Raw genomic sequence first — 24473 nt, forward strand, 5'->3', positions numbered from 1 at the left:
TAACAGAATTGTGAAGTGATAAAAGTTTGTGAAAAAATGATCAGACTTTGACACTTTGTGACTTATACTTGAAAGGAAAATTGGCTCTATCATTTTAGGGCCAGAAGGACTGTGTTCATGTCAGAAGAAAAGCAATTGTATGGTGCGGATTTAGTGGTTGATAGTTTGATTAACCATGATGTTGATTATGTCTTTGGGATTCCAGGTGCAAAAATCGATAGGGTTTTTGATACTTTGGAAGATAAGGGACCTGAATTGATTGTTGCCCGTCATGAGCAAAATGCTGCTTTTATGGCTCAAGGTGTTGGACGTATCACAGGGAAACCCGGTGTAGTATTGGTAACATCTGGTCCAGGTGTCTCAAATTTGGCTACTGGTTTGGTAACAGCGACAGATGAAGGAGATCCTGTTCTTGCTATTGGTGGTCAGGTTAAGCGTGCAGATCTTTTGAAACGTGCCCATCAATCAATGAATAACGTTGCTATGCTTGAACCGATTACCAAGTATGCTGCTGAAGTACATGATGCTAATACCCTTTCTGAAACGGTAGCGAATGCCTATCGCCATGCTAAGTCAGGGAAACCGGGTGCAAGCTTTATTTCAATTCCTCAAGACGTGACCGATGCTCCGGTCAGTGTTAAGGCTATCAAGCCTATGACGGATCCAAAACTTGGTTCAGCATCTGTTTCTGATATTAACTATCTCGCACAGGCGATAAAAAATGCCGTATTGCCGGTCTTACTTTTAGGGAACGGTGCTTCATCAGAAGCTGTAACTTACTCTATTCGCCAGATTTTGAAACATGTTAAATTACCAGTTGTTGAAACTTTCCAAGGTGCTGGTATCGTGTCACGTGACCTTGAAGAGGATACTTTCTTTGGTCGTGTAGGTCTTTTCCGTAACCAACCGGGGGACATGTTGCTTAAGAAGTCGGACTTGATTATTGCCATTGGTTATGACCCAATTGAGTATGAAGCACGTAACTGGAATGCTGAAATTTCAGCACGTATTATCGTAATTGATGTTGAACCTGCTGAGGTGGATACTTACTTCCAGCCAGAACGTGAATTGATTGGTAATGTAGAAGCAACTTTAGATTTGCTTTTGCCTGCTATTCAAGGCTACAAATTACCTGAAGGTTCAGTCGAGTATCTTAAAGGGTTAAAAAATACAGTCGTCGAAGATGTTAAATTTGACCGTCAGCCTGAAGAAGGTACCGTACATCCACTCGATTTAATTGAAGTTTTACAAGAACAAACGGATGATGATATGACAGTTACCGTTGACGTTGGTAGTCACTATATCTGGATGGCTCGTTATTTCAAATCTTATGAACCACGTCATTTGCTTTTCTCAAATGGGATGCAAACTTTGGGGGTTGCTCTTCCGTGGGCCATCTCTGCAGCTTTGGTTCGTCCTAAGACGAAAGTCATTTCTGTTTCTGGTGACGGTGGTTTCCTCTTCTCAGCACAAGAATTGGAGACAGCAGTTCGATTGAAATTGCCAATTGTTCATATTATCTGGAACGATGGCCATTACAATATGGTGGAATTCCAGGAAGAAATGAAGTACGGTCGTTCATCAGGGGTTGACTTTGGTCCAGTTGATTTTGTAAAATATGCTGAGAGCTTTGGAGCGAAAGGTTATCGTGCAACAAGTAAAGAGGAGTTTTCTAGCTTGCTCCAAGAAGCCTTGGCTCAAGCTGTAGATGGACCAGTCCTTATTGATGTTCCAATCGACTATAAAGATAATATTAAACTCGGCGAAACTATTTTGCCAGATGAATTTTACTAAAAAGAGGGTGTAGACATGTCTGAAGCCATAAAATTATTTCAATATAATACTTTGGGAGCCTTGATGGCTGGGCTTTATGGAGGTACTTTAACAGTTGGTGAATTGTTGGAGCATGGAGACTTGGGTCTTGGAACATTAGATTCTATTGATGGGGAGTTGATTGTTCTTGATGGTAAAGCCTATCAAGCTAAAGGCTCTGAAGGTAAAGTCGAAGTGGTAGAAGTTTCTCCAGATGAAAAAGTTCCCTATGCAGCAGTCGTACCTCACCAAGCTGAAGTTATCTTCCGTCAACGTTTTGAAATGACTGATAAAGAACTTGAGGATCGTATTGAATCTTACTATGATGGGGTTAATCTCTTCCGTTCCATCAAGATTAAAGGGCATTTTAAACACATGCATGTCCGCATGATACCTAAGTCTACTCCTGATACGAAATTTGCTGAAGTTGCGACTCATCAACCAGAGTATGAATCTGATAATATTTCAGGTACCATCGTTGGGATTTGGACACCAGAAATGTTCCACGGTGTGAGCGTGGCTGGCTATCATTTACATTTTATATCAGATGATTTATCATTTGGTGGGCATGTCATGGACTTTATTATTGACAATGGTATAGTTGAAGTCGGTCCAGTTGACCAACTCGATCAACGTTTCCCAGTTCAAGACCGTCAGTATCTCTTTGCTAAATTCAATGTCGATGAGATGCGTGAAGATATTACTAAATCAGAATAAATGTATAAATGAGATTCTCCTCTATTTAGATAGGGGAGTTTTTTGTTTGCCATTTTAGTAAGGAATGGTCATATATACGAAGTTATAGAAGAATATAAATTTCTATATCGAAATAGTTGACAGATGTAATTGGTAGAGTTACAATAAAAATAGAAAGTTCGATATAGAAGAAAAAGGAGACAAAATGGATAAGATGATAGGAGGCTACCAAGCTCTACAGATTCGTTTATTGAATGGTCGTATCTTCCAAAAACTATTGAGCAAGGAACCAGATGCTCAATACCGTAATGAACAGGGGAAAATTTTAACAGTCTTATGGCAAAAAGAGCAAGGAAGGGCAACTGCAACTGATATTGCTCTAGCGACGGGACTAGCTAATAACACATTGACTAGCATGATAAAGAAATTGGTCGAGCAAGGCTTGGTTAAGATTGAACAGAGTGACCGGGACAAGCGCAAGAAGTTTGTAGTCTTGACGGATTTAGGTTGGACGCAAAAAGATATTGGAGATCGCGTCAGTCAGGAACTGGGAGAGATATTCTACCAAGGCTTTTCGGATAATGAAATCCAAGAATTTCAAGCCTATCAAGAGCGGATTATAAATAATTTAAAGAAAAAAGAAAACGAGTAATAAGTCATGTCTATTCAAGCACAAAACGCACAAAATCTATACCTTCATGCCATTCAAGATGGCCGTGTAGCAGAAGCTCAGGCTAGCTCTGTAGGGGATACCTATATCCAACACTCGACAGGGGTGCCAGATGGGAAAGAAGGTTTTGCGGCTTTCTTTGCAGATTTTTTTTAAACGTCATCCAGAACGTGATATTAAGATTGTTCGTACCATTGAAGATGGGAATCTTGTTTTTGTTCATGTTCACCAATATCTGAACGGTGGAGAAGCCCAATGGGTAACGACGGATACATTCCGTGCAGATGAAAATGGTCGTATCGTTGAGCATTGGGACGTTATTGACTACTATCGCATACCTGAAAATGGCCAACTAGATCAGATCTTTGGAGATTTTGAAATCAAAGATTTGGGTAAGACAGCAGAAAATAAAAAATTGGTCCGTCGTTTCTTGACAGAAATTTTCCAAAACAAGGAACTCGATCAATGGGAAGACTTTGTGGCAGAGGAACTGATCCAGCATAACCATGAGATTGGGCAAGGAAGCCAAGCTTATAAGAACTATGTACGCGAGCACGATGTGGCCTATGACTTTGTTTTCCAACTCTTGGCGCAAGGGAATTATGCAGTTAGTTATGGTCAGGTCTTGATGGATGGAGTGCCTTTTGCTCAATACGATATCTTCCGTTTAGAAAATGGAAAAATTGTTGAGCATTGGGATAATAAGGAAGTCATGCCTAAGGTCGAAGACTTGACCAATAGAGGGAAGTTTTAAGAAGGAGTGCCTTATGAAAGCAGTTGTTGTGAGCAGTCCAGGTGGACCAGAGGTATTAGAAGTTGTCGAACGACAAAAACCAATTTTGAAGGCCGGTTGGACCTTGGTGAAAATTCAAGGATTTGGTATCAATCACAGTGAAATTTTTACCCGTCAGGGTTTATCGCCGTCAGTTCAATTTCCTCGTGTGTTAGGAATTGAGTGTGTCGGTCTTGTGGAAGAAACGACACGACCGGATTTGAATATTGGACAGCAAATCATTTCCATTATGGGGGAGATGGGGCGAGCTTTTGATGGAGGTTATGCAGAGTATACACTTCTCCCAAATGAGCAAATTTATCCAATCAAGACAGAACTTGATTTGGAAAGCTTGATTGCCCTTCCTGAAACCTATTACACAACTTATGGCTCTTTTCTTAATCTCAAGATTGAGGAGAAAGATTGCGTGTTAGTTCGCGGAGCAACCAGTGGTGTAGGAATTGCTTTTGCTAAACTACTTAAAGGAAAATTTCCTGAGATTCACTTGGTAGGAACTAGCCGAAATTTAGTCAAGGAAGACCAATTGAAGGCGGTTGGATTTGATCAGGTGATTTTGGAGAAGGATGGCGTTTTGCAAAGTGAGGAGTCTTTCACAAAAATTCTAGATCTAGTGGGACCTCGTCATATCAAAGATAGTATCCATCACTTAAGTGAAGGAGGAATTATCTGCTCTTGTGGTCAATTAGGTGGCCAGTGGACCTTGGCTGATTTTGATCCAATTGTTGAATTGGCGAAGAATGTTTATTTAACGACCTTTTATTCGGGGAATGTTTCAAATGAAAAGCTCCAAGAGTTGATCGATTTTGTGGAATTGTATCAAGTGGATGTCCGGCCTGAGAAGGTTTATAGACTAGAAGAGATACAAGAAGCGCACACCTATCTTGAAAGTAGCCAGTCCTTCGGGAAAGTAATTGTGAAAATTGAGGAAGAATATGATTGAATATAAAAATGTAGTCCTGCGCTACACGGATACAGACATTTTAAAAGATGTCAATCTCCGTATTGAAGATGGTGAATTTATGGTCCTCGTAGGCCCTTCAGGATCTGGAAAGACCACCATGATCAAGATGATTAACCGTCTTTTGGAGCCAACTGATGGCAATATCTATATGGACGGAAAACGCATCAAGGACTATGATGAACGAGAGTTACGTCTTTCTACTGGTTATGTTTTGCAGGCCATTGCTCTCTTTCCAAATCTAACTGTCGCTGAGAACATTGCTTTAATTCCAGAGATGAAAGGGTGGACTAAAAGCCAAATAGCCTCTAAAACTGAAGAACTCTTGGACAAGGTAGGTCTGCCTGCTGCAGAGTATGCAAATCGCAAGCCAAGCGAGTTATCGGGTGGGGAGCAACAACGGATTGGGATTGTGCGTGCCATCATTGGGGAACCAAAGATTCTATTAATGGACGAGCCCTTTTCAGCCTTGGATGCTATTTCCCGCAAACAGCTACAGGCTCTCACCAAAGACTTGCACAAAGAATTTGGTATGACGACTATTTTCGTGACCCATGACACAGACGAAGCCTTAAAATTAGGCGATCGGATTGCGGTGCTACAGGAAGGAGAGATTGTGCAGGTGGCGGATTCTGAGACCATTCTAGCCCAACCTGCCAACGACTTTGTGGCAGATTTGTTTGGAGGTGCTCACCATGTCTAAACTACTTACAACCTTTCAAGAACGCTTTGGGGACTGGCTCACTGCACTGGGGCAACATTTGCAACTGTCATTACTGACCCTTCTCCTTGCGATTTTTCTGGCGGTCCCTCTGGCTATTTATTTAAGTACACGCAAGAGAGCCAGCAACTGGGTTTTACAGGTAGCTGGGATCTTCCAGACCATTCCTTCCATGGCCCTTTTGGGGCTCTTCATTCCCATCATGGGGATCGGAACACTTCCGGCCTTGACAGCTCTCGTCATCTATGCCATTTTCCCCATCCTTCAAAATACCATCACCGGTTTGCAGGGGATTGACCCAAGTCTAGAAGAAGCAGGGGTTGCCTTTGGGATGACTAAGTGGGAGCGCTTGAAGAAGTTCGAGATTCCCTTGGCCATGCCCGTCATTATGTCTGGAATTCGGACAGCAGCTGTGATGATTATCGGGACGGCTACTCTAGCTGCTTTGATTGGAGCTGGGGGACTCGGTTCCTTTATCCTTCTGGGGATTGACCGCAATAATGCCAGTCTGATTTTGATCGGTGCCCTGTCTTCAGCCTTCTTAGCCATCGCCTTTAACCTTCTTCTCAAATGGATGGAAAAGGCCAAATTGCGGACCATCTTTGTGGCTTTTGCGGTAATGGTTATCGGATTGGGAGTATCTTATACACCAAGTTTTCTTCCCAAACCTGAAAAAGAAAATCTGGTCATCGCTGGGAAGTTAGGTCCTGAACCGGAAATTCTAGCCAATATGTACAAGATTTTGATCGAAGAAAACACGGACATGACAGTGACCGTTAAACCAAATTTTGGTAAGACCACCTTCCTCTATGAAGCTCTGAAAAAAGGAGATATCGCGATCTATCCCGAGTTTACAGGGACCGTGACCGAAAGTCTGCTCAAGCCGGCACCACAAGTCGGCCATGATCCAGAAGCAGTCTATCGAGCAGCGCGTGATGGTATTAAGAAACAAGATAATCTAGTTCTACTTAAACCTATGGCTTATCAGAATACCTATGCTGTCGCGGTGCCTAAGAAAATTGCCCAGGAGTATGGCCTCAAGACTATTTCAGATTTGAAAAAGGTGGAAGGACAACTCAAGGCAGGATTTACACTAGAGTTTAATGATCGAGAGGATGGGAACAAAGGCTTACAGAAGGTCTACGGACTCAATCTTCAAGTCTCCACCATGGAGCCAGCCCTTCGCTACCAGGCTATCCAGTCCGGTGATATCCAGATAACAGATGCCTACTCTACAGATGCCGAGCTTGCTCGCTATGACCTCGTGGTCCTAGAAGATGACAAGCAACTCTTCCCGCCATATCAAGGGGCCCCACTCATGAAAGCTGAATTACTGGAAAAACATCCAGAATTGGAAGCAGTTCTCAATAAACTAGCTGGTAAAATTACGGAGAGTCAAATGAGTCAGCTCAACTACCAAGTGGGCGTAGAAGGTAAACCAGCTAACCAAGTAGCACGTGACTTTTTGGTCAAAGAAGGGTTTATCAAGAAATAATGAAAACTTTACACAAAAAAGTAACTTTTTCAAGTTGCTTTTTTAGTTACCATTTTTCTGTTTTCTATCCTATTTTCAGATATAATAAAGATAAAAATTTAAGGAGCTACCTATGCCAATGAATCAATATACCATCCCACAATTTATCGTTGATGCTTTTACAGATACCGTTTTTAAAGGGAACCCGGCTGCTGTTTGTCTTCTGGACGAATGGTTGTCGGATAATACCTTACAGAATATTGCCAAAGAAAATAATCTCTCTGAGACAGCTTTTACGGTTAAAAGGAACGGCTATTACGATTTACGTTGGTTTACTCCCGGTGGAGAAATCGATTTGTGTGGTCATGCTACTTTAGCAACTGCCTTCGTTCTCTTTCAATTTATAGAAGTGGATGTTGATAGTCTAACCTTTACAACTCAGAGTGGGGAGCTTTTGGTAACCAAAAGAGGAGAGCTATATGAGCTGAATTTCCCAGTTTACTCGATGCACCAAGTTCCAGTCACAAGTGAGATGGAAGAAGCGATTGGTGTCCGTCCACTTGAAGCCTGGCTTGGAAGAGATCTAGTCTGTATCCTCCCTCATGAAAATGATGTTATTGCTGCGACTCCAGATTTCGATAAAGTTAAAGCACTAGATGGCTTACTCCTAAATATCACAGCCAAAGGTACAAACTATGACACCGTTACGAGAAGTTTTGCTCCAAAATTGTCAGTCATGGAAGATCCGGTCTGTGGATCAGGTCATTGTCATGTCATTCCTTTATGGGCTAATAAGTTAGGACAAGTAGAATTTAGAGCTTATCAAGCCTCCAAGAGAAGCGGTCATCTTATTTGCCGATTAGAAGACGATAGGCTTTATCTTGCGGGAAAAGCTGCCCTCTATAGTCGTGGCGAGATTTATGTGACAGACTAGATGTTGTCTTGTTAAAAAAGGAAGTATAAGCAATAACGATTAAAGTCATTATAGAAACAAAAGATGTCTAGCTGAGCTAGGCATTTTAAATTATTTCATATTTCTTGAAGAATTTTCAGAAAAGACTTGACAATTTTGAAAATAAGCGTATCATATAGAGTATGAACTTAGAAATAGTAATTTTACTATATTAATCTATGTCGACTACGGTTGGTATTGTGAAAAGACTAAATAGTTCTATTAACTATTCTATAGAGCGTTGCGTCCGAAAGTCATTCCTGACACGGCTCTTTAAAAACAAAAGGAGAAGATTATGAAAACAGAATCGATTCATCGTACCAGTATGTGGAAATTTAAGTTAAGTGCTTCCACCATGACTTTGATTCCCGCTGCCGTGGGGATTAACTATGTTGCCAAAGCCTTGGCGGAGGGGTTAAAGTTGCCCGTTTGGCTGGGGTCTTTGGGAACCTTTCTTGCCAGCATGTTGGCTGGGCCGGTTGCCGGTGCCATCAGTGGTTTCATCAACAACGTGATCTATGGGCTGACCTTATCGCCAATTTCAACCGTGTATGCGATTACCAGCATCGGAATTGGGATTGCTGTCGGAGTTTTGCACGCCAATGGGTGGTTCTCGTCAGTGCGACGAGTATTTGTTTCTGCTATTATTATTGCCATCGTTTCAGCTGTCATTTCAACGCCATTCAACGTCATCTTTTGGGGTGGTCAGACCGGTATCGCTTGGGGTGACTCATTGTTTGCGGTAATGGTCGCCAATCATGTACCAGTGTGGCTGGCCTCATTTATCGATGAGTTTGTCTTGGATATTTTGGATAAAGTCTGCGTGGCCTACCTGGCATTCTTCATCTATCGTCAGCTGCCGAAGCGGATGGTGCACTTCTTTAGCGATGATAAATGATGACTGATCAAACATTGAATTCTGGAGCGCCACGGGTCAAGCTCAAGTGGTACCAGGTGATCGATCCGATTACTAAGCTCTTGTTCATCTTGGACATGACGTTGTTGAGCTTTGCCAGTATGAATTTATTGCTTCAGGCCGGATTAATTCTTGTCGCAACACTGCTATTGTTATTTTCCAAATTGAGTTCTACCACCTTTAAGGCGCTGGGATTCAGCATGTTTCTGATTTGCACCATGCTGATCATCCAAGGGTTATTTTACAGTCGGAATCAAACTGTGCTGTTTTCTGTGCTTGGGGTGTCGTTCTACAAAGAAGGCCTGATTTACGCCACCACTCTGGGTTGTCGAGTATTGGTGATTATTTTGACCAGTGGCTTTTTTATGGTGACCACGAGTATTTCAGAAAACGCGGCCTATTTGGAACTGTCCGGATTGTCTTATAAAACTGTCTACGTTCTGATGTCGGTGTGTTATATTTTGCCGGAAATGATGCGCAATATGCGGAAAATCCAGCAGGCACAAAAAGTTCGCGGAACCAATCCGCAAAAAACGTTGATTCAGAAATTAAAGTCAGTCCTGCCGGTTCTAATTCCATTGGTGATTAAGACTTTGGATCAATCGATGACGCGGTCGATTTCGCTCCAACTGAGAGGTTTTGATAATCTCAACCGGACTGTCAGAACCTCCCAGCGCGTGTATCGCCTGTCGCGGACGCTGCACATTGGTCTGACTGGATTGGCAATTTTATTGATTGGGTGGAAGATATGGACGAAGATAAATGGATTGTAATTGAAAATTTGACCACCCGTTATCCGGGTACTGAGCAACCACAACTGCGTCAGATTAACGCGGAGGTTCATACCGGCCAGGTGGTTGGGATTATCGGGAATAGCCACTCCGGCAAATCGACTTTGTGCCGTGTGCTGGCAGGGGTCATTCCCAAAATTGTGTCTGCTGAGATTGAGGGCGACTGGCACATGTTTGGCCGGCGAGTGTCCGACAATTGGCCCGTTTATAATGCCATGAATGGAGTTGTACTGCAAAATCCAGCTGGCCAACTAAGCGGGTTGGCAGACACGGTTGCCGATGAAATCGCCTTTGACTTGATTAATCAGGGAATGGCTGAAGGACTGATTCAAAAACGGGTTGAAGAAGTTGCCACTCAAATGGGGCTGATTGAACAGCTGAATTTGCGTCCCGAGAGCCTTTCCGGTGGTCAGATCCAGCGGTTGGCAATTGCCACGGCGATTGTGGCTAATCCGGCTGTTTTGATTATGGATGATCCGACCAGTCAGATGGATCCCCTTGGCCGCCAGCAATTTTTCCAATGGCTGGCCCAAGTCAAAGAGACGACTGTCTTCATTGTCACTAGTGAAATTGACGATTTGTGCGAAGTCGCCGACGTTGTGTGGGTGCTGCACGAGGGTCAAATGGTAGCCCAGGGCAGGCCGGGTGAGGTGTTTAATCATTTGGCAGCTGACTGGCAGATTCCAGCTCCGACAATCCAGCAACTTGCTCAAAAAATGGATTGGCACTTGGCTGATGGCCGGTATCCGGTGAATTACGCTGATCTGAAGGAGGTTCGTTATGTCCACAATTGAACTGAGCCACCTGACGTTCACTTATCCGGAACGGTCCTTTAGCTTGGATGTTGAAGACAAACACTTCGCCGATCCGATGGTGGCGATTGTCGGCCAAAATGGTGCCGGCAAATCAACGCTCTTCAAATTGTTGACGGGCTTGCTGACACCACAAACCGGTGTGATTAAGATCGATGGAGAAAATTTTAATGATCTTAAACCAGTCGAAAAGTTACTGAAGGTTGGGATTACTTTTCAGAATCCTGACGATCAGCTTTTCAACCCGACCGTTCAACGAGAGGTGGAGTGGAGTGTCGCGCAGGTCATGGATGACCACGACACGATTACGAGGCGGGCTTTAGCGGCTCTAAAAAGAGTTGGCTTGGATGATAAAACAGCTGAAAGTCCATATGACCTGTCATTGTCGGAACGCAAGCTGTTGAGCGTTGCCACAGTTTTGGCAGTGGATCCGGCGATTTATTTATTTGATGAGCCGATGATGTCGCTTGATTGGGAAAGCCAGCGCAAGTTGACCGCAATTTTCCATCAGTTGGTTGATTCGGGCCACCAAGTTGTGACCATCACCCATGACATGGATTGGGTCGCAGCCGAGTTTGAGTCGGTGTATGTTATGGAACACGGGAAGTTTGGCTTCGCCGGCAGTCCACGGGAATTGTTCAGCGATCACGAACTTGTCCAGCGAGTGGGATTACTACCACCGCGGATTATGGACATAGCGGAGTCGCTGGGTGATTCACAGACATATTTATCAGTTAATGATTATTGTCAGAAAAATCGAGATGTATAGAAAAAGTCACCTCTGCGGGTTTTCCAGGTTGAAGGATTAACTTCAGCTTCTGGCAAGAACTCACATGGGTGACTTTTGTGTTTAATAACGTTTCATGATCATCGGGTGCTTCCTCAGATAACTGGTTTGATTTGCCAGTAACTATCTCTTTGGTTTGATCAATTCTGTCATTTATCTTGTGCTTGCCCTTCAAAAAGGCTTCTACGGTGAGGTTTTGACAACTCTCTATTTTCACCATCATGCAGCCAATTGGTCTCTTGGTTTGGATCTATCAAGCCCAGTTCAAAAAAGAACAGCAGGAATTTGTTGCCCGTAAATTGGATGCGGTGGGATGGATCAAGTACTTATCAATTAGTGTGCTTTGGTGGTTAACCTTTGGTTTCATTTACCAATCCGTTGGCGCCAATCGTCCGTTCCGTGATTCTATTACTGATGCGACAAATGGTGTTGGTCAGCTCTTGATGACAGCTGTTTACCGTGAACAATGGATTTTCTGGGCAGCCACTAATATTTTCTCTATCTACCTCTGGTGGGGAGAAAGCCTTCAAATTCAAGGGAAATACTTCATTTATCTTATCAACAGTCTAGTTGGTTGGTACCAATGGAGCAAGGCGGCAAAGAAAGCTTAATACTTATGTTTATCAATTAATAAGAGGATCCAGTAGGGTCCTTTTTTTGTGTTTTTACAGTGAAGCAAAAGTCTTGCTTTTCTTTTTATTTGTGTTATACTTGTTCTTGTTACAGATACAAGTTATCTAAAGGAGTTTATATGGATACGAAATTTTCAGTAGCCTTGCACATCCTAACCATGATTAGTGAGAGCAAGGAAACCTTAAGTTCAAAAGCTCTGGCTGAGAGCGTTGGCACCAATGCGAGTTATATTCGAAAGGTAATCGCTTTATTGAAAAATGCTGGACTAATCCAGTCTCATCAAGGGAAAACGGGCTACCAACTCAGTAAGTCTCCAAAGGAAGTGACCTTACTTGAAATTTATTTTGCAACACAAGAAGTCAACCACATTAGCCTTTTTCCAGTTCATCAAAATAGCAATCCTGATTGCCCAGTAGGGAAACATATCCAAGGAGCCGTTTCGCCACTATTTGCTAGCGCTGAAGCTCAACTTGAGAAGGAACTAGCCCAGCAAACCTTAGAAGATGTCATTAACAATCTTTATAAAGATGCCAAACAAAAACGAAACTGATTTGCATGCAGATCAGTTTTAAAAAGACCACACTTGTATCTGTATCAGATACAACAAAAATAGAAAAGAGAAGACAATGAAAGCCGCACAACATACTACTTATAACAAAAAGAATATCACACTAAACATCACAGAAATCGCTACACCAAGTATCACAGACAAAGAAGTTTTGGTCAAAGTCACCGCAGCTGGTGTTAATCCTCTGGATAATATGATTTCCAGAGGAGAAGTCAAGATGATTGTCCCTTACAAACTCCCACAAACTGCAGGAAATGAAGTGGTCGGTATCATTGAAGAGACCGGTAAACAAGTCAAAAATCTCAAAGTCGGAGACCGAGTTTTTGGACGTTTACCACTCGACCACATCGGTGCCTTTGCAGAATACGTAGCTGTCGATAGTCAGTCTCTAGCCAAGGTTCCAGACTATCTTTCAAATGAGGAAGCGGCTGCTGTACCTTTGACTGCCTTGACCATTATGCAAGCCCTAGAACTCATGGGAGCTCAAGCTGGCAAGACCATCTTTATCTCTGGTGGTACAGGCGGTGTCGGTGGGATGGCCATTCCGATTGCTAAAGCTAAAGGTTTGAAGGTCATCACCAATGGGGCTGGAGATAGCGCTAATCGTGTTTTGAAGCTAGGAGCAGACCGCTTTATCGATTACAAAACAGAAGATTATACAAAAACTGTTAGCCAGGTTGATTATGTCCTTGATACTCTTGGGGGCGCTGAGACTGAAAAACAAATGTCTATCATGAAAAAAGGTGGTCAGCTTGTGTCCCTCCGTGCGATGCCAAATGGTGACTTTGCCAAACGGATGAACCTGCCAAAATGGAAACAGATCCTACTTGGACTAGCCGGTCGCAAATTTGATAAGATGGCTGACAAATACGGCGTTCACTACCATTTTATCTTTGTAGAAAGCAATGGCGCTCAATTACAAGAGGTAGCTGACCTCTTTAGCAAATTGGAAATCAAACCATCTATCGATACAGTCTATCCATTTGAAGAAGTGAATAGCGCCTTAGACAAGGTCGCTAATGGGCGCTCACGTGGAAAAACGGTCCTCAGCTTTAAGAAATAAAAAGGAAAAGACAATGTCATATCTTATAACTAAAAATCAATACATCACTGTCGAAGGAAATAAAATTGCCTATCGGGAACTCAGCAAAGGCAAATCAAAACTACCTCTTCTGATGCTGGTCCATTTGGCAGCAACCCTCGACAACTGGGATCCAAAACTCTTGGACTTGATTGCTGAAAAACACCATGTGATTGTGGTCGACCTTCCTGGTGTCGGAGTCAGTCAAGGCAAAGTGGCCCCAACCATTCCTGGAATGGCTGAGCAGACAATTGCCTTTGTAAAAGCCCTTGGTTACGATAAAATCAATCTCCTAGGTCTTTCTATGGGAGGAATGATTGCCCAAGAAATGGTCCGAATCCAGCCTGATTTGGTCAACCGTCTCATCTTGGCAGGAACAGGACCTCGAGGTGGAAAAGAGGTCGATAAGGTTACAGGGAAAACATTTAACTATATGTTTAAAGCTGGACTCGAACGCATCGATCCTAAACGCTATATCTTCTATAACCATGATGAACAAGGAAAAATTGAAGCCTTGAAAGTTCTCGGACGAATGGGGATGCGTACCAAGGAATTTGAGGACAAAGACATGAGTGTGGCTGGTTTCTTGACGCAACTCAAAGCTATTAAACGTTGGGGGAAAGATTCTCAAGACGACCTAACATTTATCACTCAACCAACCTTAATCGTCAACGGGGATAAGGATATGCAGGTTCCAACGGAAAATTCTTATGACATGCATGAGAAAATAAAAGATAGTAAGCTGATCATTTATCCAAATGCTGGTCACGGTTCGATCTTCCAATATGCAGAAGAGTTTTCAAAAGAACTCATTGCTTTCTTGGAGGACTAATATGGTCAAAACCATACTAATAACAGATGCTACGGATGGCATTGGTAAACATTTGGCAAAGAAACTGGCCAGTGAAGGTCATCAGGTTATCCTTCATGGTCGCAATCATCAAAAACTGGAATTGGCGCTTCAAGAGGTTCGGGCCGTTTCCTTGAGAGGTAGAGTTTTTAGCTACTTGGCTGATTTTTCAAAATTAGAGGATGTCTATCGATTTGTGGAGGAAATCAAGCGTGACTTTCAAAGGGTCGATGTCTTGTTTAACAATGCAGGACTGTATGCAGGAAAAGAACGAAAAGCGAGTGCTGAAAATGTCGAGTTGACTTTTATGTTATCCGTTCTCGTTCCCTATATGTTAACAACTGAGCTAAGCCCCTTGTTAGAAAAAGCGGCTGACGGCCGTGTTATTAATACCTCTTCCTATATGCATCATTTTGCCAAGGTTAAGGATTTGGACTTTGGATTTGAGAAAGAATACAATCCAGGATTGGCCTATAATAATTCCAAACTCTATACCATTTGGATGACACGCTATCTAGCAAGAGATTTCTTTTTAAAAAGTTCAAACATCACCATTAATGCCTATCATCCGGGCTTGATTTCAACCAACTTAGGGAATAATTCTAGTGATGAAAAGACGAAAAAGTCTCTCTTCGGACGCCTGATGAAGTCTCTTTCAAAAAATTTAGATCAGGGGATTGAAACAGGTTATTATCTCACCTTATCAGAGGAAGTTAGGGGCTTGACAGGCTACTACTTTGATGAAAAGAAAGTCAAGTCGGTATCTGAAAAAGGCTACACATTTGAAAAAGCACGGAAATTAATGGATTACTGCCAAGAAAAGGTCAAAATGTTTAAAGAAAAGCAGGATTTTTAATTCCTTATTGATTTCGTAACTACCAAAAAACTCAAGTTTTCATTGATAAAACTTGAGTTTTTCTTAGATAAGGGCTAATAAAATGGTAAGAATCAGAGCAATTCCGATCCGAATGACATGGTGGGCTAGATGGAAGTTTTCTTTGTGCTTGCCATTCCAATAGGCTCCGTAGCAAATCAAGCCACAACCAATCAGCCAAAGAAATAGTGCGACAATCGAGAAAAAGAAGTAGAGGATGAGAGAGAAGGTCGCAAGGTTGCTTCCGATAAGGAGAAGCCGATTTCCTAGAGTATTCTTGTGCTTTCTTAATTCTGAAAGACTGGCCATTAAATGAAGAAGAGCAAAAGCAAGGGATAAGAAGACTGTGATGATGCTAAAGATTAGATAAAGTGACACAGATGTTTCCTTTCTAACCTATGATTGTCTGAGTGCTATTTTTTATGACTGATTTTATTAAGAATCATAAATGATACTAGAAGATTTAAAACGATAACCAGTAAAGTCAAAAAAGAGTAACCATAGAGTTTGACTGAAATTTCAATTTTTAGAAATGCGATGGAGAACAAGCTCGTTAAACTGCCCGTTAACAAGCCAGGAACATATTTTCGAAGGACAATTGTCTGAATCAGATGTCCGAACACATGATAGATATAAGCGATTACGATGGTTGTGTAAATAGTATAGTTGCTAAACTGATAGCTAAGAAAAAGTGATAGAAGCAGGATCAGAAACTGCTCCAAGACAATGGCATTGAAAGTAAAAGGAGTGTAATAAGAAAGGAATCGAATATCTAGAAACTGTACTGATAATTTTTTGACAAAGGATGGCATCCATATGATTTCCTCAAGTTCGTGAAGCATGAATAAGGCTGGAAAGAGAAAATAAAATTGAGTGAGGGTCATTAAAAAAACTTCTTTCTAGTTTGAACCAACTTTCAGGATCTCCAAATAAAATTTGACCACTTCCTGTTCGCTGTAGGATTTGCCTTTTTTCAACCACCAGGTCAGGGTTTCAATGAAGTTGGTTACGACCAGGTGTTTGAGATAGGAGTGGGGGATGTTGGGGTGAGATTGAATCAGTTTCTCAGCTACCATGGGGTAGACATCGTGCTCCAGTTCTTTTTTCAGTTGCCGGATAAAATAATCGTTTTTTGAAAGCAAGAGACTGGTTACATGGTCTTGATTTTTCTTGAAATGCTGAAAGATATGGGCTAGGTAGTCTTGGGGAGAGAGCTGATCATCTCGCTCAAAGAGGTGGTGAAAGAGTTTTTGGCAGAGTTCATCCAGCAAGAGTTCCTTACTCTCGTAATGGCTGTAAAAAGTTGAACGCCCTACATCAGCACGGTCAATAATTTCCTGAACGGTAATGATGTCGTAGCCTTTTTCATTGAGTAAGTGTAAAAAAGCATGATAGATAGCTTTTCTAGTTTTGGTAATACGACGATCCTGTGTTGTCATATGGACAATTTGAACAAACTGTTCAGTAACGTACATAGCGAACGGTTTGCTTCTATCCTTTCTGTTGTGAATGTTAGATAATGATAATGAACAAGATGTTCATGAATCTATTATATCAAAGGATTGAGGATTATGAAGACAAAATGTGCGGTTTGGCTGGCTTTTTTCTTGAATCTAAGTTTTGCCATTGTTGAGTTTATTGCAGGGGGAATCTTTGGTTCCAGTGCTGTTCTCGCTGACTCTGTCCATGATTTGGGAGATGCTCTAGCCATTGGCCTCTCGGCCTTTCTAGAAACGATCTCCAATCGTCAAGAAGATAGTCGCTATACCCTAGGCTACAAGCGTTTTAGCTTATTAGGGGCTTTAGTAACGGCAGTCATTCTGATGACCGGGTCTGGTATGGTGATTTTGGAAAATGTAAGCAAGCTTTTCCACCCACAACCCGTCAATGACGAAGGGCTTCTTTGGTTGGGAATGTTTGCTATCAGTGTCAATGTGCTGGCGAGTCTGGTCATTCGCAAGGGACAAACCAAGAATGAATCCATTCTCAGCCTGCATTTTTTGGAAGATACCTTAGGTTGGTTGGCTGTCATCTTGATGGCCATTGTCCTCCGATTTACGGACTGGTATATCCTCGATCCCCTCTTGTCTCTTGCTATTTCCTTCTTTATTCTGTCCAAAGCTATTCCACGTTTTTGGAGCACCCTTAAGATTTTCTTGGATGCTGTGCCAGAAGGGGTAGATATCAAGCAAGTTAAGAATGATTTAGAGCAGTTGGACAATGTCGCAAGTATCAATCAGCTTAACCTCTGGACCATGGATGGCTTAGAGAAAAATGCCATTGTCCATGTTTGTCTCAAGCGGATGGAGCAGATGGAAGTCTGCAAAGAAGCGATCCGTGCATCGCTCAAAGAGAGAGGCTTTCAAAATGTCACCATCGAAGTGGATGAAGACCTAGCAACTCACTGCGCCCACAAGCGAAATATCGAAGAGCTGGAAGCCAGTCAAAGTCATGGACATGATCACCACCACCATCATTAAGGTTTGTTTTTCAACTCTTAAAGTCTACCTTTAAGAGTTATTTTGATACCAAGTTCCCTAAAGTAAGCCTTTTCATGCTAAAATAGAATAAACGTGAAACAAGGAGTATTTATGAGTAAGAGAGCTGTGTTGATGATGACCTTTGGGTCACCAGAAGAGATTACCTATGAAGGAGTAGCGGAATTTTTCACGAATATCCGACGTGGTGTTCGTCCTGAACCACATGAAATTCAGACTTTATATGACAATTACGTACGAATTGGCGGAACTCCACTTCAAAGGATAACTAGAGAAGAAGTGGATTTGGTTGCTTCTGCTCTTGGAGAACGAGCGTCGGTCTACTTTGCTAATAAATTTTCCCGCCCTTTTATCACTGATGTAATCAAAGAGATGGAGAATGATGGAATTGAAGAATGTTTGTGCTTGATTTTAGAGCCTCATTATTCTTACTATTCTGTCATGGGATATGAGAAATTTTTAGAAAGTGAGCAGATTAGGTTCCAAATTATCAAGGATTGGTACCAAGAACCTTCACTTCTTCACTACTGGGCTGATGAGATTAGAAATATTTTAGATCAAATTGGAGATGACAGCTATAAGGTGATTTTTTCAGCTCACAGTGTACCAGTTTTGGCACTTGATTTTGGCGATCCTTATATCGATCAGATTTATGACAATACTCGCTTGATTGTGGAAATTTTAGGCTTTGAAGAAGACCAGTATACCAATACATGGCAGAGTGAAAGTGATATTGGTATTCCTTGGATTAAACCTGATGTCTTAGAATACCTTCATGATGAGAAGGAACACCCTGACCACTATATTTTTGTCCCAATAGCTTTTATTAGTGAGCATATTGAGGTTCTTTTTGATAATGATGTGGAGTGTAAGGAGCTTTGTCATGAGCTTGGTGTGGCCTATCACCGTCCTCCTATGCCAAATAGCGATTCTCGTTTGATTAAAGCCCTTCTTTCAACCATTCAGTCTCATATAGACGGTGACTATCGTTACTATCAACCTCAACTAGAGACTTTTGATGAGTTGGAAGCTCCTTCAAACACAGGACAGATTTTAGAAGAGGAAGAAGATATTCAGATGCCTGATTTCGTCAAAAAATTGATTGCTAAAAAAGGTCGAGAGAATGTCAAGATGCCATATCTAGTTAAGAAAATGCTTGAAAAGAAGTATGGAAAAAAATATGATTAAGTAACTAAATATGACTGTAATAGGGAGTGTTTTGAGCGATTTCTTGTTAAAAAGTGTATACTATCAGAAACGAAAGAATAGAGGTTTTTAAATGAAATCAGTAGTTTACACAAAGGCAGGTCAGGTCGGCATTGAGGAAATCAAACGTCCAAGCATTCAAGAGGCAGATGATGCCATTATCAAGGTAGTACGTACTTGCGTTTGCGGATCGGACCTTTGGAGTTACCGTAATCCGGAAATGGAAGAAGGTCATAGAAATAGCGGTCATGAGGCTATCGGAATTGTCGAAGAAGTTGGCGAGGAAGTTACTACAGTAAAACCAGGTGACTTTGTCATTGCCCCTTTCACACATGGTTGTGGACAGTGTGATGCCTGTCGTGCTGGTTTTATGGCTCTTGTGACAACCACCCAGGTAATAACTGGTCTGGGGGCGTGCAGGCTGAGTATATCCGTTTCCACTTTGCCAACTGGGCCCTTGTCAAAATTCCTGGGCAACCTTCAGATTATAGCGAAGGCATGCTCAAGTCACTTTTGACACTGGCTGATGTCATGCCGACGGGTTATCATGCGGCGCGTGTGGCTAATGTGCAAAAAGGTGACAAGGTGGTCGTTATCGGAGATGGGGCTGTTGGTCAATGTGCTGTCATCGCAGCTAAGATGCGTGGTGCTTCACAAATTGTCCTTATGAGTCGTCACGAAGATCGTCAAAAAATGGCTTTGGAGTCAGGTGCGACTGCAGTTGTTGCTGAACGTGGCGAAAGAGGCATTGCCAAAGTCCGTGAAATCCTCGAGGGAGGAGCAGATGCAGCTCTCGAATGTGTCGGTACAGAAGCAGCGGTAGATCAAGCTCTTGGCGTGCTTCATAATGGTGGACGCATGGGATTTGTTGGTGTTCCGCACTATGAAAATCGTGCCATTGGATCAACCTTTGGACAAAATACAACGATTGGTGGCGGACCAGCCTCTGTCACAACCTATGATAAACAAGTTTTGTTAAAAGCTGTTCTTGATGGCGACATCAATCCAGGTCGAGTCTTTACGACAAGTTATAAATTGGAAGATATTAATCAGGCCTATAAAGATATGGATGAACGCAAGTCTATTAAATCTATGATTGTGATAGAGTAACGAATTAAGTCGATCACTTTTGATTGCGGAAAAGAATTTTCTAATTGGAAATCTATTTCGAATGTACATGACATTGATATTTTCTTTGCGGATCCAGGATGTCCTGAGCAACGAGGTCTCAATGAACATTCTAATGGCTTATTAAGACGAAATGGACTACCTAAACAAATGGATTTTACGAATATTTCTCAAAATTATTTATCAGCTACAGCTGATAAAAGAAATAGACTTCCTAGGAAGTCTTTGAATTATCAAACACCATACCAAGTTTTTCTGAGTTACATGAAAAATCTAATTTAATTTGACAATTTAGGGAGATAAAAATAGGGAGCGAAAAAAGCCCAACCAGACAAATCTTCAAAGGAAGATTTGTTTTTTTTAAAACTTTTGGTTTACAAATGTAGATTTAGAAAGGAGAGATCATGCAAATTTCCAATGCGGAATGGCGCATCATGAAGATTATCTGGATGGAAGGCAAGCAGACCAGCACGGATTTGATCGCCGTCTTGTCCGAGCGCTTTGACTGGTCGAAGTCGACCATCAAGACTCTCTTAACGCGCTTGGTTGAAAAGGGCTGTCTGACCAGAGAAAAATCAGGCAAAGCCTTTGTTTACTCGGCTTTGTTGAAGCAGGAGCAGAGTTTAGACTTGGTGGTTGAGGAGGTGAAAGACAAGGTTTGCTCAAAAAGAATTGTCCAGGTGCTTGAAAACTTGATTCAGGAGAGTGACTTTACGCTTGCAGATCTTAATCAGCTGCAGCAGGTCCTGGAAGAAAAGAAAGCAGAGGCTGTCGAAACAGTCCCTTGCAATTGTATGTAGTAGAAAGAAGGAAATTCCATGTTTGGATTGTTGATTAGTATTGTTTGTTTACTTATGGTTGCTTTTATTGCTTGGTGGTTCTTTGCAGAGCATGAAAAGGTAAGCGGCCACGCTCGTCAGAAATCAGGTTATCAAGAAATTGAAGTCGAAGTCATGGGGGGCTATTCGCCTGAAACCATTGTCCTGAAAAAGAATGTTCCAGCCCGGATCATCTTTAATCGCAAGGATCCATCTTCATGTCTGGCTCAAGTGATCTTTCCAGATTTTGGCGTTCATGAAGATTTGCCTTTAGGTGAAAAACATGTCATTGAAATTACGCCAGAAAAAGCGGGCGAATATGGGTATTCATGTGGAATGAACATGATGCATGGTCACATGATTGTGGAATAAAGGAGTAGGTATGGTAGAAAAACAAAAAGCAGTTGTGGAAAACGGAGTGCAAAAGATCCGTATTACAGCAGAAAAAGGCTATAGTCCAAAGGAATTTCAACTTCAAAAAGGGATCCCTGCTGAAATCACCTTCCATCGGGTCAATCCTTCCGGCTGTTACAAGGAAATTTTATTTGAAGATCAGGGGATTTTAGAGCCTTTGGAAGTCGGTGTGGATAAGGTGATATCCTTTACCCCGACAGAAACAGGGGACTTCGAGTTTTCATGTGGAATGAAGATGCAAAAGGGTTCCTACACGGTTGTGGAAAAACGCCGTCGTGTCTTAGGTTTACTGGGTCGCTTTTGGATTACTAGTATCTTTACTCTTCCCTTATTGATCTTGATGATCGGGATGATGGCAGGATTTGTCTCCCATCCAGTCAGTCGCTGGGGGACTTTTCTAGCGACAACGCCGATCATGTTGGTAGCAGGAGTTCCTTTTATCAAGAGTGCCTGGGCCTCATTTAAGAAGCACCATTCCAATATGGATACCTTGGTAGCTCTTGGAACCCTGGTAGCCTATGTCTATAGTGTATTTGCCCTTTTTACTGGTCAGCCAGTATACTTTGAGGCTGCGGGTTTTATCATCTTCTTTATCCTCTTAGGGCAAATCTTTGAAGAACGGATGCGTAACAATGCCTCCGAGGCTGTGGAAAAGTTGTTGGATTTGCAGGCAAAAACGGCTCAAGTTCTCCGTGATGGGAACTATGTCGAGGTGGCGGCAGAAGATATCCAAATTGATGACTTGATTCGGGTCCGTCCTGGGGAAAAGATTGCGGTTGATGGGACGATTGTAGAAGGAAGTACGACCATTGATGAGTCGATGGTGACAGGTGAAAGCTTGCCTGTGGAAAAATCAGTTGGTGATGCAGTTATCGGCTCCACTATCAACAGCAATGGGACCATTCTCTTTAAGGCTGAAAAAGTCGGTAGTGAGACCCTCTTATCTCAAATTGTGGACTTTGTCAAAATGGCCCAATCCAGTCGTGCTCCCATTCAAGATTTGACGGATAAGATTTCAGGTATCTTTGTTCCAGTGGTGACGATTTTGGCCATTGCGACTTTCTGGGTTTGGTCCGTGCTTTTGGGCGCGTCGCTTCAAGAGGCCATGCTCTATGCAGTCTCTGTCCTCATTATTGCCTGTCCTTGTGCCCTTGGTTTAGCAACCCCAACAGCCCTGATGGTCGGAACCGGCCGTAGTGCCAAGATGGGGGTTCTGATTAAAAATGGAACAGTTCTTCAAGAAGTGCAAAAGATTCAAACCGTTGTGTTTGATAAGACAGGGACCATTACCATTGGCCAACCACTTGTAACCGATGTTGTAGGAGATGAAGCGCGTGTCTTGACACTGGCTGCTAGTCTTGAAACTTTTTCAGAACATCCACTAGCCCAAGCGGTGTTATCCCAAGCAGAAGAAAAAGGTTTGATATTATCCCCTGTGGAAAACTTCCAAGCGATTGAAGGAAAAGGGGTCCAAGGTCAGATCGACCAGCAGTTGGTGACCTTGGGAAATGGCAAACTTCATGACGGGACAGCGATGGATCCGGAGCTTGAAAAACGGATGGTAGAGTTACAAGAGCAGGCCAAAACAGTGATCAGTTTGTCTGTGGATGGGCAAGTGATTGGCTTGATTGCCATTCAAGATGCTCCGAAGGCCAGCTCAAAAGAAGCGATCAAAAAGCTCAAAGAACGGGGCTTGAAAACGGTCATGTTAACGGGGGATAATGAACGGGTGGCCCAAGCTATTGCTAAGCAAGTGGGAATTGACACCGTCATTGCTGATGTCCTTCCTCAAGAAAAAGCTAGCGCCATCCAAAAACTGCAAGAAGCTAGCAAGGTCGCCTTTGTCGGAGATGGCATCAATGATGCTCCAGCTCTCTCGATCGCCGATGTGGGGATTGCTATGGGATCTGGAACGGATATTGCGATCGAGTCCGGTGGCATCGTGCTCACGCAAAATGATTTGCTTGGCGTTGTGCGCGCCTTTGACATGAGTCAAAAGACCTTCCGCAGGATCTTACTCAATCTCTTCTGGGCCTCTATCTACAATATTCTTGGGATTCCAATTGCTGCTGGAGTCTTTGTAGGACTGGGATTGACCCTCAATCCAGAACTAGCAGGTCTTGCCATGGCCCTTAGTTCTTTGTCTGTTTTGACTAGCTCTCTGCTTCTCAATGTTGCGAAAATTGATTAAATGAAACAAAAAGAGAGTGATGAGCGCGTGACCAATCTATCCAGTCAATCCCTAGCCTATCTGCTTAAAGGTCATGTCAAATCCTACCAAGAAAAGGAAATCACAGGTCCTAACGGCCAACACAGTAAACTCCATGAAACGGCCTTGGTTGATAAGCCTCTAATTGCTTTCTTGTGGGGGAAATGAGTTGATAAGAATACAAAAAATCTAGTAGAGGCTGTCTACTAGATTTTTTTAATACAATGATTGGATTGTCAAAGAAGAGAAGTAAAAGAACGAATCCAATTTCATCTGACATTCCTTGCAAAGAATGATAAAATAAAGATAAAGAATGTAATCGTTTACATGGACTTAGTAATGATATACATATATTCAGAAAATGGATTTTAACAGTTGCTTGTCTTTCTTTTGTTAGCTTTAGATTATAGGAGGTAGAGCTATGAAGAAGAAAATCAATCATTGTTTACTTTTGTTTCTCATAATATTTACAGCCTTGTTTTTGATGGGGTTCAGAAAGATGAAGTCTAGTGATTATAACAAGGTCAGAGGAGTTATTGTCGAGAACTGTAATAAAGTGGGTTTGCATGGTAAGGTTACTATCACTAAATTATATTGGACAGCCTTAGAAATACCAACTTACCACGTGACTTATACCTATTCTGAGAAAACTTACGATGACCAGAAAGTAGTTTTAGAGCAGAATACGGCTATTTATGAAGACAGGTCAAGTGACTCTTATGGCAATGTTCCAGAATATAAGGAATCGTTTTTGAAGCAGAAATCTGTCCAAAAGGTTGAAAAGAAAATTGAAAAACAATTGAAGAAACAAA

Annotated in this window: 25 protein-coding genes and 4 pseudogenes; 26 read left to right on the forward strand and 3 right to left on the reverse strand. The window is 42.2% G+C overall.

Going from position 1 to position 24473, the window contains the following annotated elements; genetic code table 11:
* Positions 1-117 precede the first annotated feature (117 nt).
* From alsS to AX662_RS01370, 17 genes and pseudogenes are all read left to right on the forward strand, one after another.
* Complete coding sequence (alsS, locus tag AX662_RS01290) at positions 118-1794, forward strand: acetolactate synthase AlsS (protein ID WP_021146813.1); 1677 nt, start codon at positions 118-120, stop codon at positions 1792-1794.
* A 15-nt stretch (positions 1795-1809) separates the two neighbouring features.
* The gene (gene budA, locus AX662_RS01295) at positions 1810-2529 is read left to right on the forward strand and encodes an acetolactate decarboxylase (RefSeq protein WP_060971389.1); all 720 of its coding nucleotides are present in this window, start codon (positions 1810-1812) and stop codon (positions 2527-2529) included.
* Between the two features lie 184 nt (positions 2530-2713).
* Positions 2714-3160, forward strand: coding sequence for a MarR family winged helix-turn-helix transcriptional regulator (locus AX662_RS01300; RefSeq protein WP_060971390.1), 447 nt, complete (start codon positions 2714-2716; stop codon positions 3158-3160).
* Positions 3161-3166: 6 nt separating this feature from the next.
* Positions 3167-3932 (forward strand): annotated as a pseudogene (locus AX662_RS01305) (nuclear transport factor 2 family protein).
* A 13-nt stretch (positions 3933-3945) separates the two neighbouring features.
* A complete protein-coding gene (locus AX662_RS01310; RefSeq protein ID WP_060971391.1) occupies positions 3946-4911 on the forward strand; it encodes a zinc-binding dehydrogenase in 966 nt (321 codons plus the stop codon).
* Positions 4904-5632, forward strand: a complete 729-nt coding sequence (locus tag AX662_RS01315) for an ABC transporter ATP-binding protein (protein ID WP_060971392.1) — start codon at positions 4904-4906, stop codon at positions 5630-5632. The genes AX662_RS01310 and AX662_RS01315 overlap by 8 nt, the downstream gene beginning before the upstream one ends.
* Complete coding sequence (locus AX662_RS01320; RefSeq protein WP_060971393.1) at positions 5625-7145, forward strand: ABC transporter permease/substrate-binding protein; 1521 nt, start codon at positions 5625-5627, stop codon at positions 7143-7145. Before AX662_RS01315 ends, AX662_RS01320 begins: the two co-directional genes overlap by 8 nt.
* Before the next feature lie 112 nt (positions 7146-7257).
* The gene (locus AX662_RS01325; RefSeq protein WP_060971394.1) at positions 7258-8058 is read left to right on the forward strand and encodes a PhzF family phenazine biosynthesis protein; all 801 of its coding nucleotides are present in this window, start codon (positions 7258-7260) and stop codon (positions 8056-8058) included.
* 313 nt (positions 8059-8371) lie between these two features.
* Entirely contained in the window at positions 8372-8974 is a 603-nt protein-coding gene (locus tag AX662_RS01330; RefSeq protein WP_060971395.1) for a hypothetical protein, read from the forward strand.
* A complete protein-coding gene (locus AX662_RS01335) occupies positions 8974-9765 on the forward strand; it encodes an energy-coupling factor transporter transmembrane component T (protein WP_197414653.1) in 792 nt (263 codons plus the stop codon). Before AX662_RS01330 ends, AX662_RS01335 begins: the two co-directional genes overlap by 1 nt.
* The gene (locus AX662_RS01340; RefSeq protein ID WP_060971397.1) at positions 9741-10577 is read left to right on the forward strand and encodes an ABC transporter ATP-binding protein; all 837 of its coding nucleotides are present in this window, start codon (positions 9741-9743) and stop codon (positions 10575-10577) included. The genes AX662_RS01335 and AX662_RS01340 overlap by 25 nt, the downstream gene beginning before the upstream one ends.
* Entirely contained in the window at positions 10564-11364 is an 801-nt protein-coding gene (locus tag AX662_RS01345) for an energy-coupling factor ABC transporter ATP-binding protein (RefSeq protein ID WP_060971398.1), read from the forward strand. The genes AX662_RS01340 and AX662_RS01345 overlap by 14 nt, the downstream gene beginning before the upstream one ends.
* 133 nt (positions 11365-11497) lie before the next feature.
* Positions 11498-11993 (forward strand): annotated as a pseudogene (gene pnuC / locus AX662_RS01350) (nicotinamide riboside transporter PnuC); the annotation flags it as partial.
* A 140-nt stretch (positions 11994-12133) separates the two neighbouring features.
* Complete coding sequence (locus AX662_RS01355; protein WP_060971399.1) at positions 12134-12565, forward strand: Rrf2 family transcriptional regulator; 432 nt, start codon at positions 12134-12136, stop codon at positions 12563-12565.
* 76 nt (positions 12566-12641) lie between these two features.
* On the forward strand, positions 12642-13646 hold the full coding sequence (locus AX662_RS01360; RefSeq protein ID WP_060971400.1) for an NADP-dependent oxidoreductase: 1005 nt from the start codon (positions 12642-12644) through the stop codon (positions 13644-13646).
* A 13-nt stretch (positions 13647-13659) separates the two neighbouring features.
* Positions 13660-14496, forward strand: coding sequence for an alpha/beta fold hydrolase (locus tag AX662_RS01365; protein ID WP_060971401.1), 837 nt, complete (start codon positions 13660-13662; stop codon positions 14494-14496).
* A 1-nt stretch (position 14497) separates the two neighbouring features.
* Entirely contained in the window at positions 14498-15370 is an 873-nt protein-coding gene (locus tag AX662_RS01370) for an SDR family NAD(P)-dependent oxidoreductase (protein ID WP_060971402.1), read from the forward strand.
* A 63-nt stretch (positions 15371-15433) separates the two neighbouring features.
* Here AX662_RS01370 and AX662_RS01375 read toward each other — a convergent pair whose 3' ends face one another.
* The 3 genes from AX662_RS01375 to AX662_RS01385 are packed head-to-tail and all read right to left on the reverse strand — an operon-like array spanning position 15434 to position 16827.
* The gene (locus AX662_RS01375; RefSeq protein WP_060971403.1) at positions 15434-15766 is read right to left on the reverse strand and encodes a hypothetical protein; all 333 of its coding nucleotides are present in this window, start codon (positions 15764-15766) and stop codon (positions 15434-15436) included.
* Positions 15767-15801: 35 nt separating this feature from the next.
* Positions 15802-16272 carry an HXXEE domain-containing protein gene (locus AX662_RS01380; protein ID WP_060971404.1) on the reverse strand — a complete coding sequence of 157 codons (471 nt, stop codon included), beginning with the start codon at positions 16270-16272 and terminating at the stop codon, positions 15802-15804.
* Between the two features lie 15 nt (positions 16273-16287).
* Positions 16288-16827 (reverse strand): TetR/AcrR family transcriptional regulator, encoded by a 540-nt coding sequence (locus tag AX662_RS01385; protein WP_155124258.1) that lies wholly within the window; start codon positions 16825-16827, stop codon positions 16288-16290.
* Positions 16828-16959: 132 nt separating this feature from the next.
* Between AX662_RS01385 and AX662_RS01390 the strand changes: the two genes are divergently transcribed.
* The 9 genes and pseudogenes from AX662_RS01390 to AX662_RS01425 all read left to right on the forward strand — a co-directional run.
* Positions 16960-17868: a cation diffusion facilitator family transporter gene (locus AX662_RS01390; RefSeq protein WP_060971406.1), complete on the forward strand. Its 909-nt coding sequence runs from the start codon at positions 16960-16962 to the stop codon at positions 17866-17868.
* A 111-nt stretch (positions 17869-17979) separates the two neighbouring features.
* Entirely contained in the window at positions 17980-19074 is a 1095-nt protein-coding gene (gene hemH / locus AX662_RS01395; protein WP_060971407.1) for a ferrochelatase, read from the forward strand.
* Between the two features lie 91 nt (positions 19075-19165).
* A pseudogene (locus AX662_RS01400) lies at positions 19166-20202 on the forward strand (alcohol dehydrogenase catalytic domain-containing protein).
* Between the two features lie 6 nt (positions 20203-20208).
* A pseudogene (locus AX662_RS10225) lies at positions 20209-20502 on the forward strand (IS30 family transposase); the annotation flags it as partial.
* A 122-nt stretch (positions 20503-20624) separates the two neighbouring features.
* Entirely contained in the window at positions 20625-21020 is a 396-nt protein-coding gene (locus AX662_RS01405; protein WP_060971408.1) for a CopY/TcrY family copper transport repressor, read from the forward strand.
* Between the two features lie 18 nt (positions 21021-21038).
* Complete coding sequence (locus AX662_RS01410) at positions 21039-21410, forward strand: cupredoxin domain-containing protein (protein WP_003005336.1); 372 nt, start codon at positions 21039-21041, stop codon at positions 21408-21410.
* Positions 21411-21420: 10 nt separating this feature from the next.
* Complete coding sequence (locus AX662_RS01415) at positions 21421-23643, forward strand: heavy metal translocating P-type ATPase (RefSeq protein ID WP_060971409.1); 2223 nt, start codon at positions 21421-21423, stop codon at positions 23641-23643.
* Positions 23644-23829, forward strand: a complete 186-nt coding sequence (locus tag AX662_RS01420; protein ID WP_411198084.1) for an alpha/beta hydrolase — start codon at positions 23644-23646, stop codon at positions 23827-23829.
* A gap of 253 nt (positions 23830-24082) precedes the next feature.
* A partial coding sequence (locus AX662_RS01425) for a hypothetical protein (RefSeq protein ID WP_060971410.1) occupies positions 24083-24473 on the forward strand: 391 nt, incomplete at its 3' end.

It is taken from the genome of Streptococcus sp. CCH5-D3, from assembly GCF_001556435.1.
Taxonomy (GTDB): Bacteria; Bacillota; Bacilli; order Lactobacillales; family Streptococcaceae; genus Streptococcus.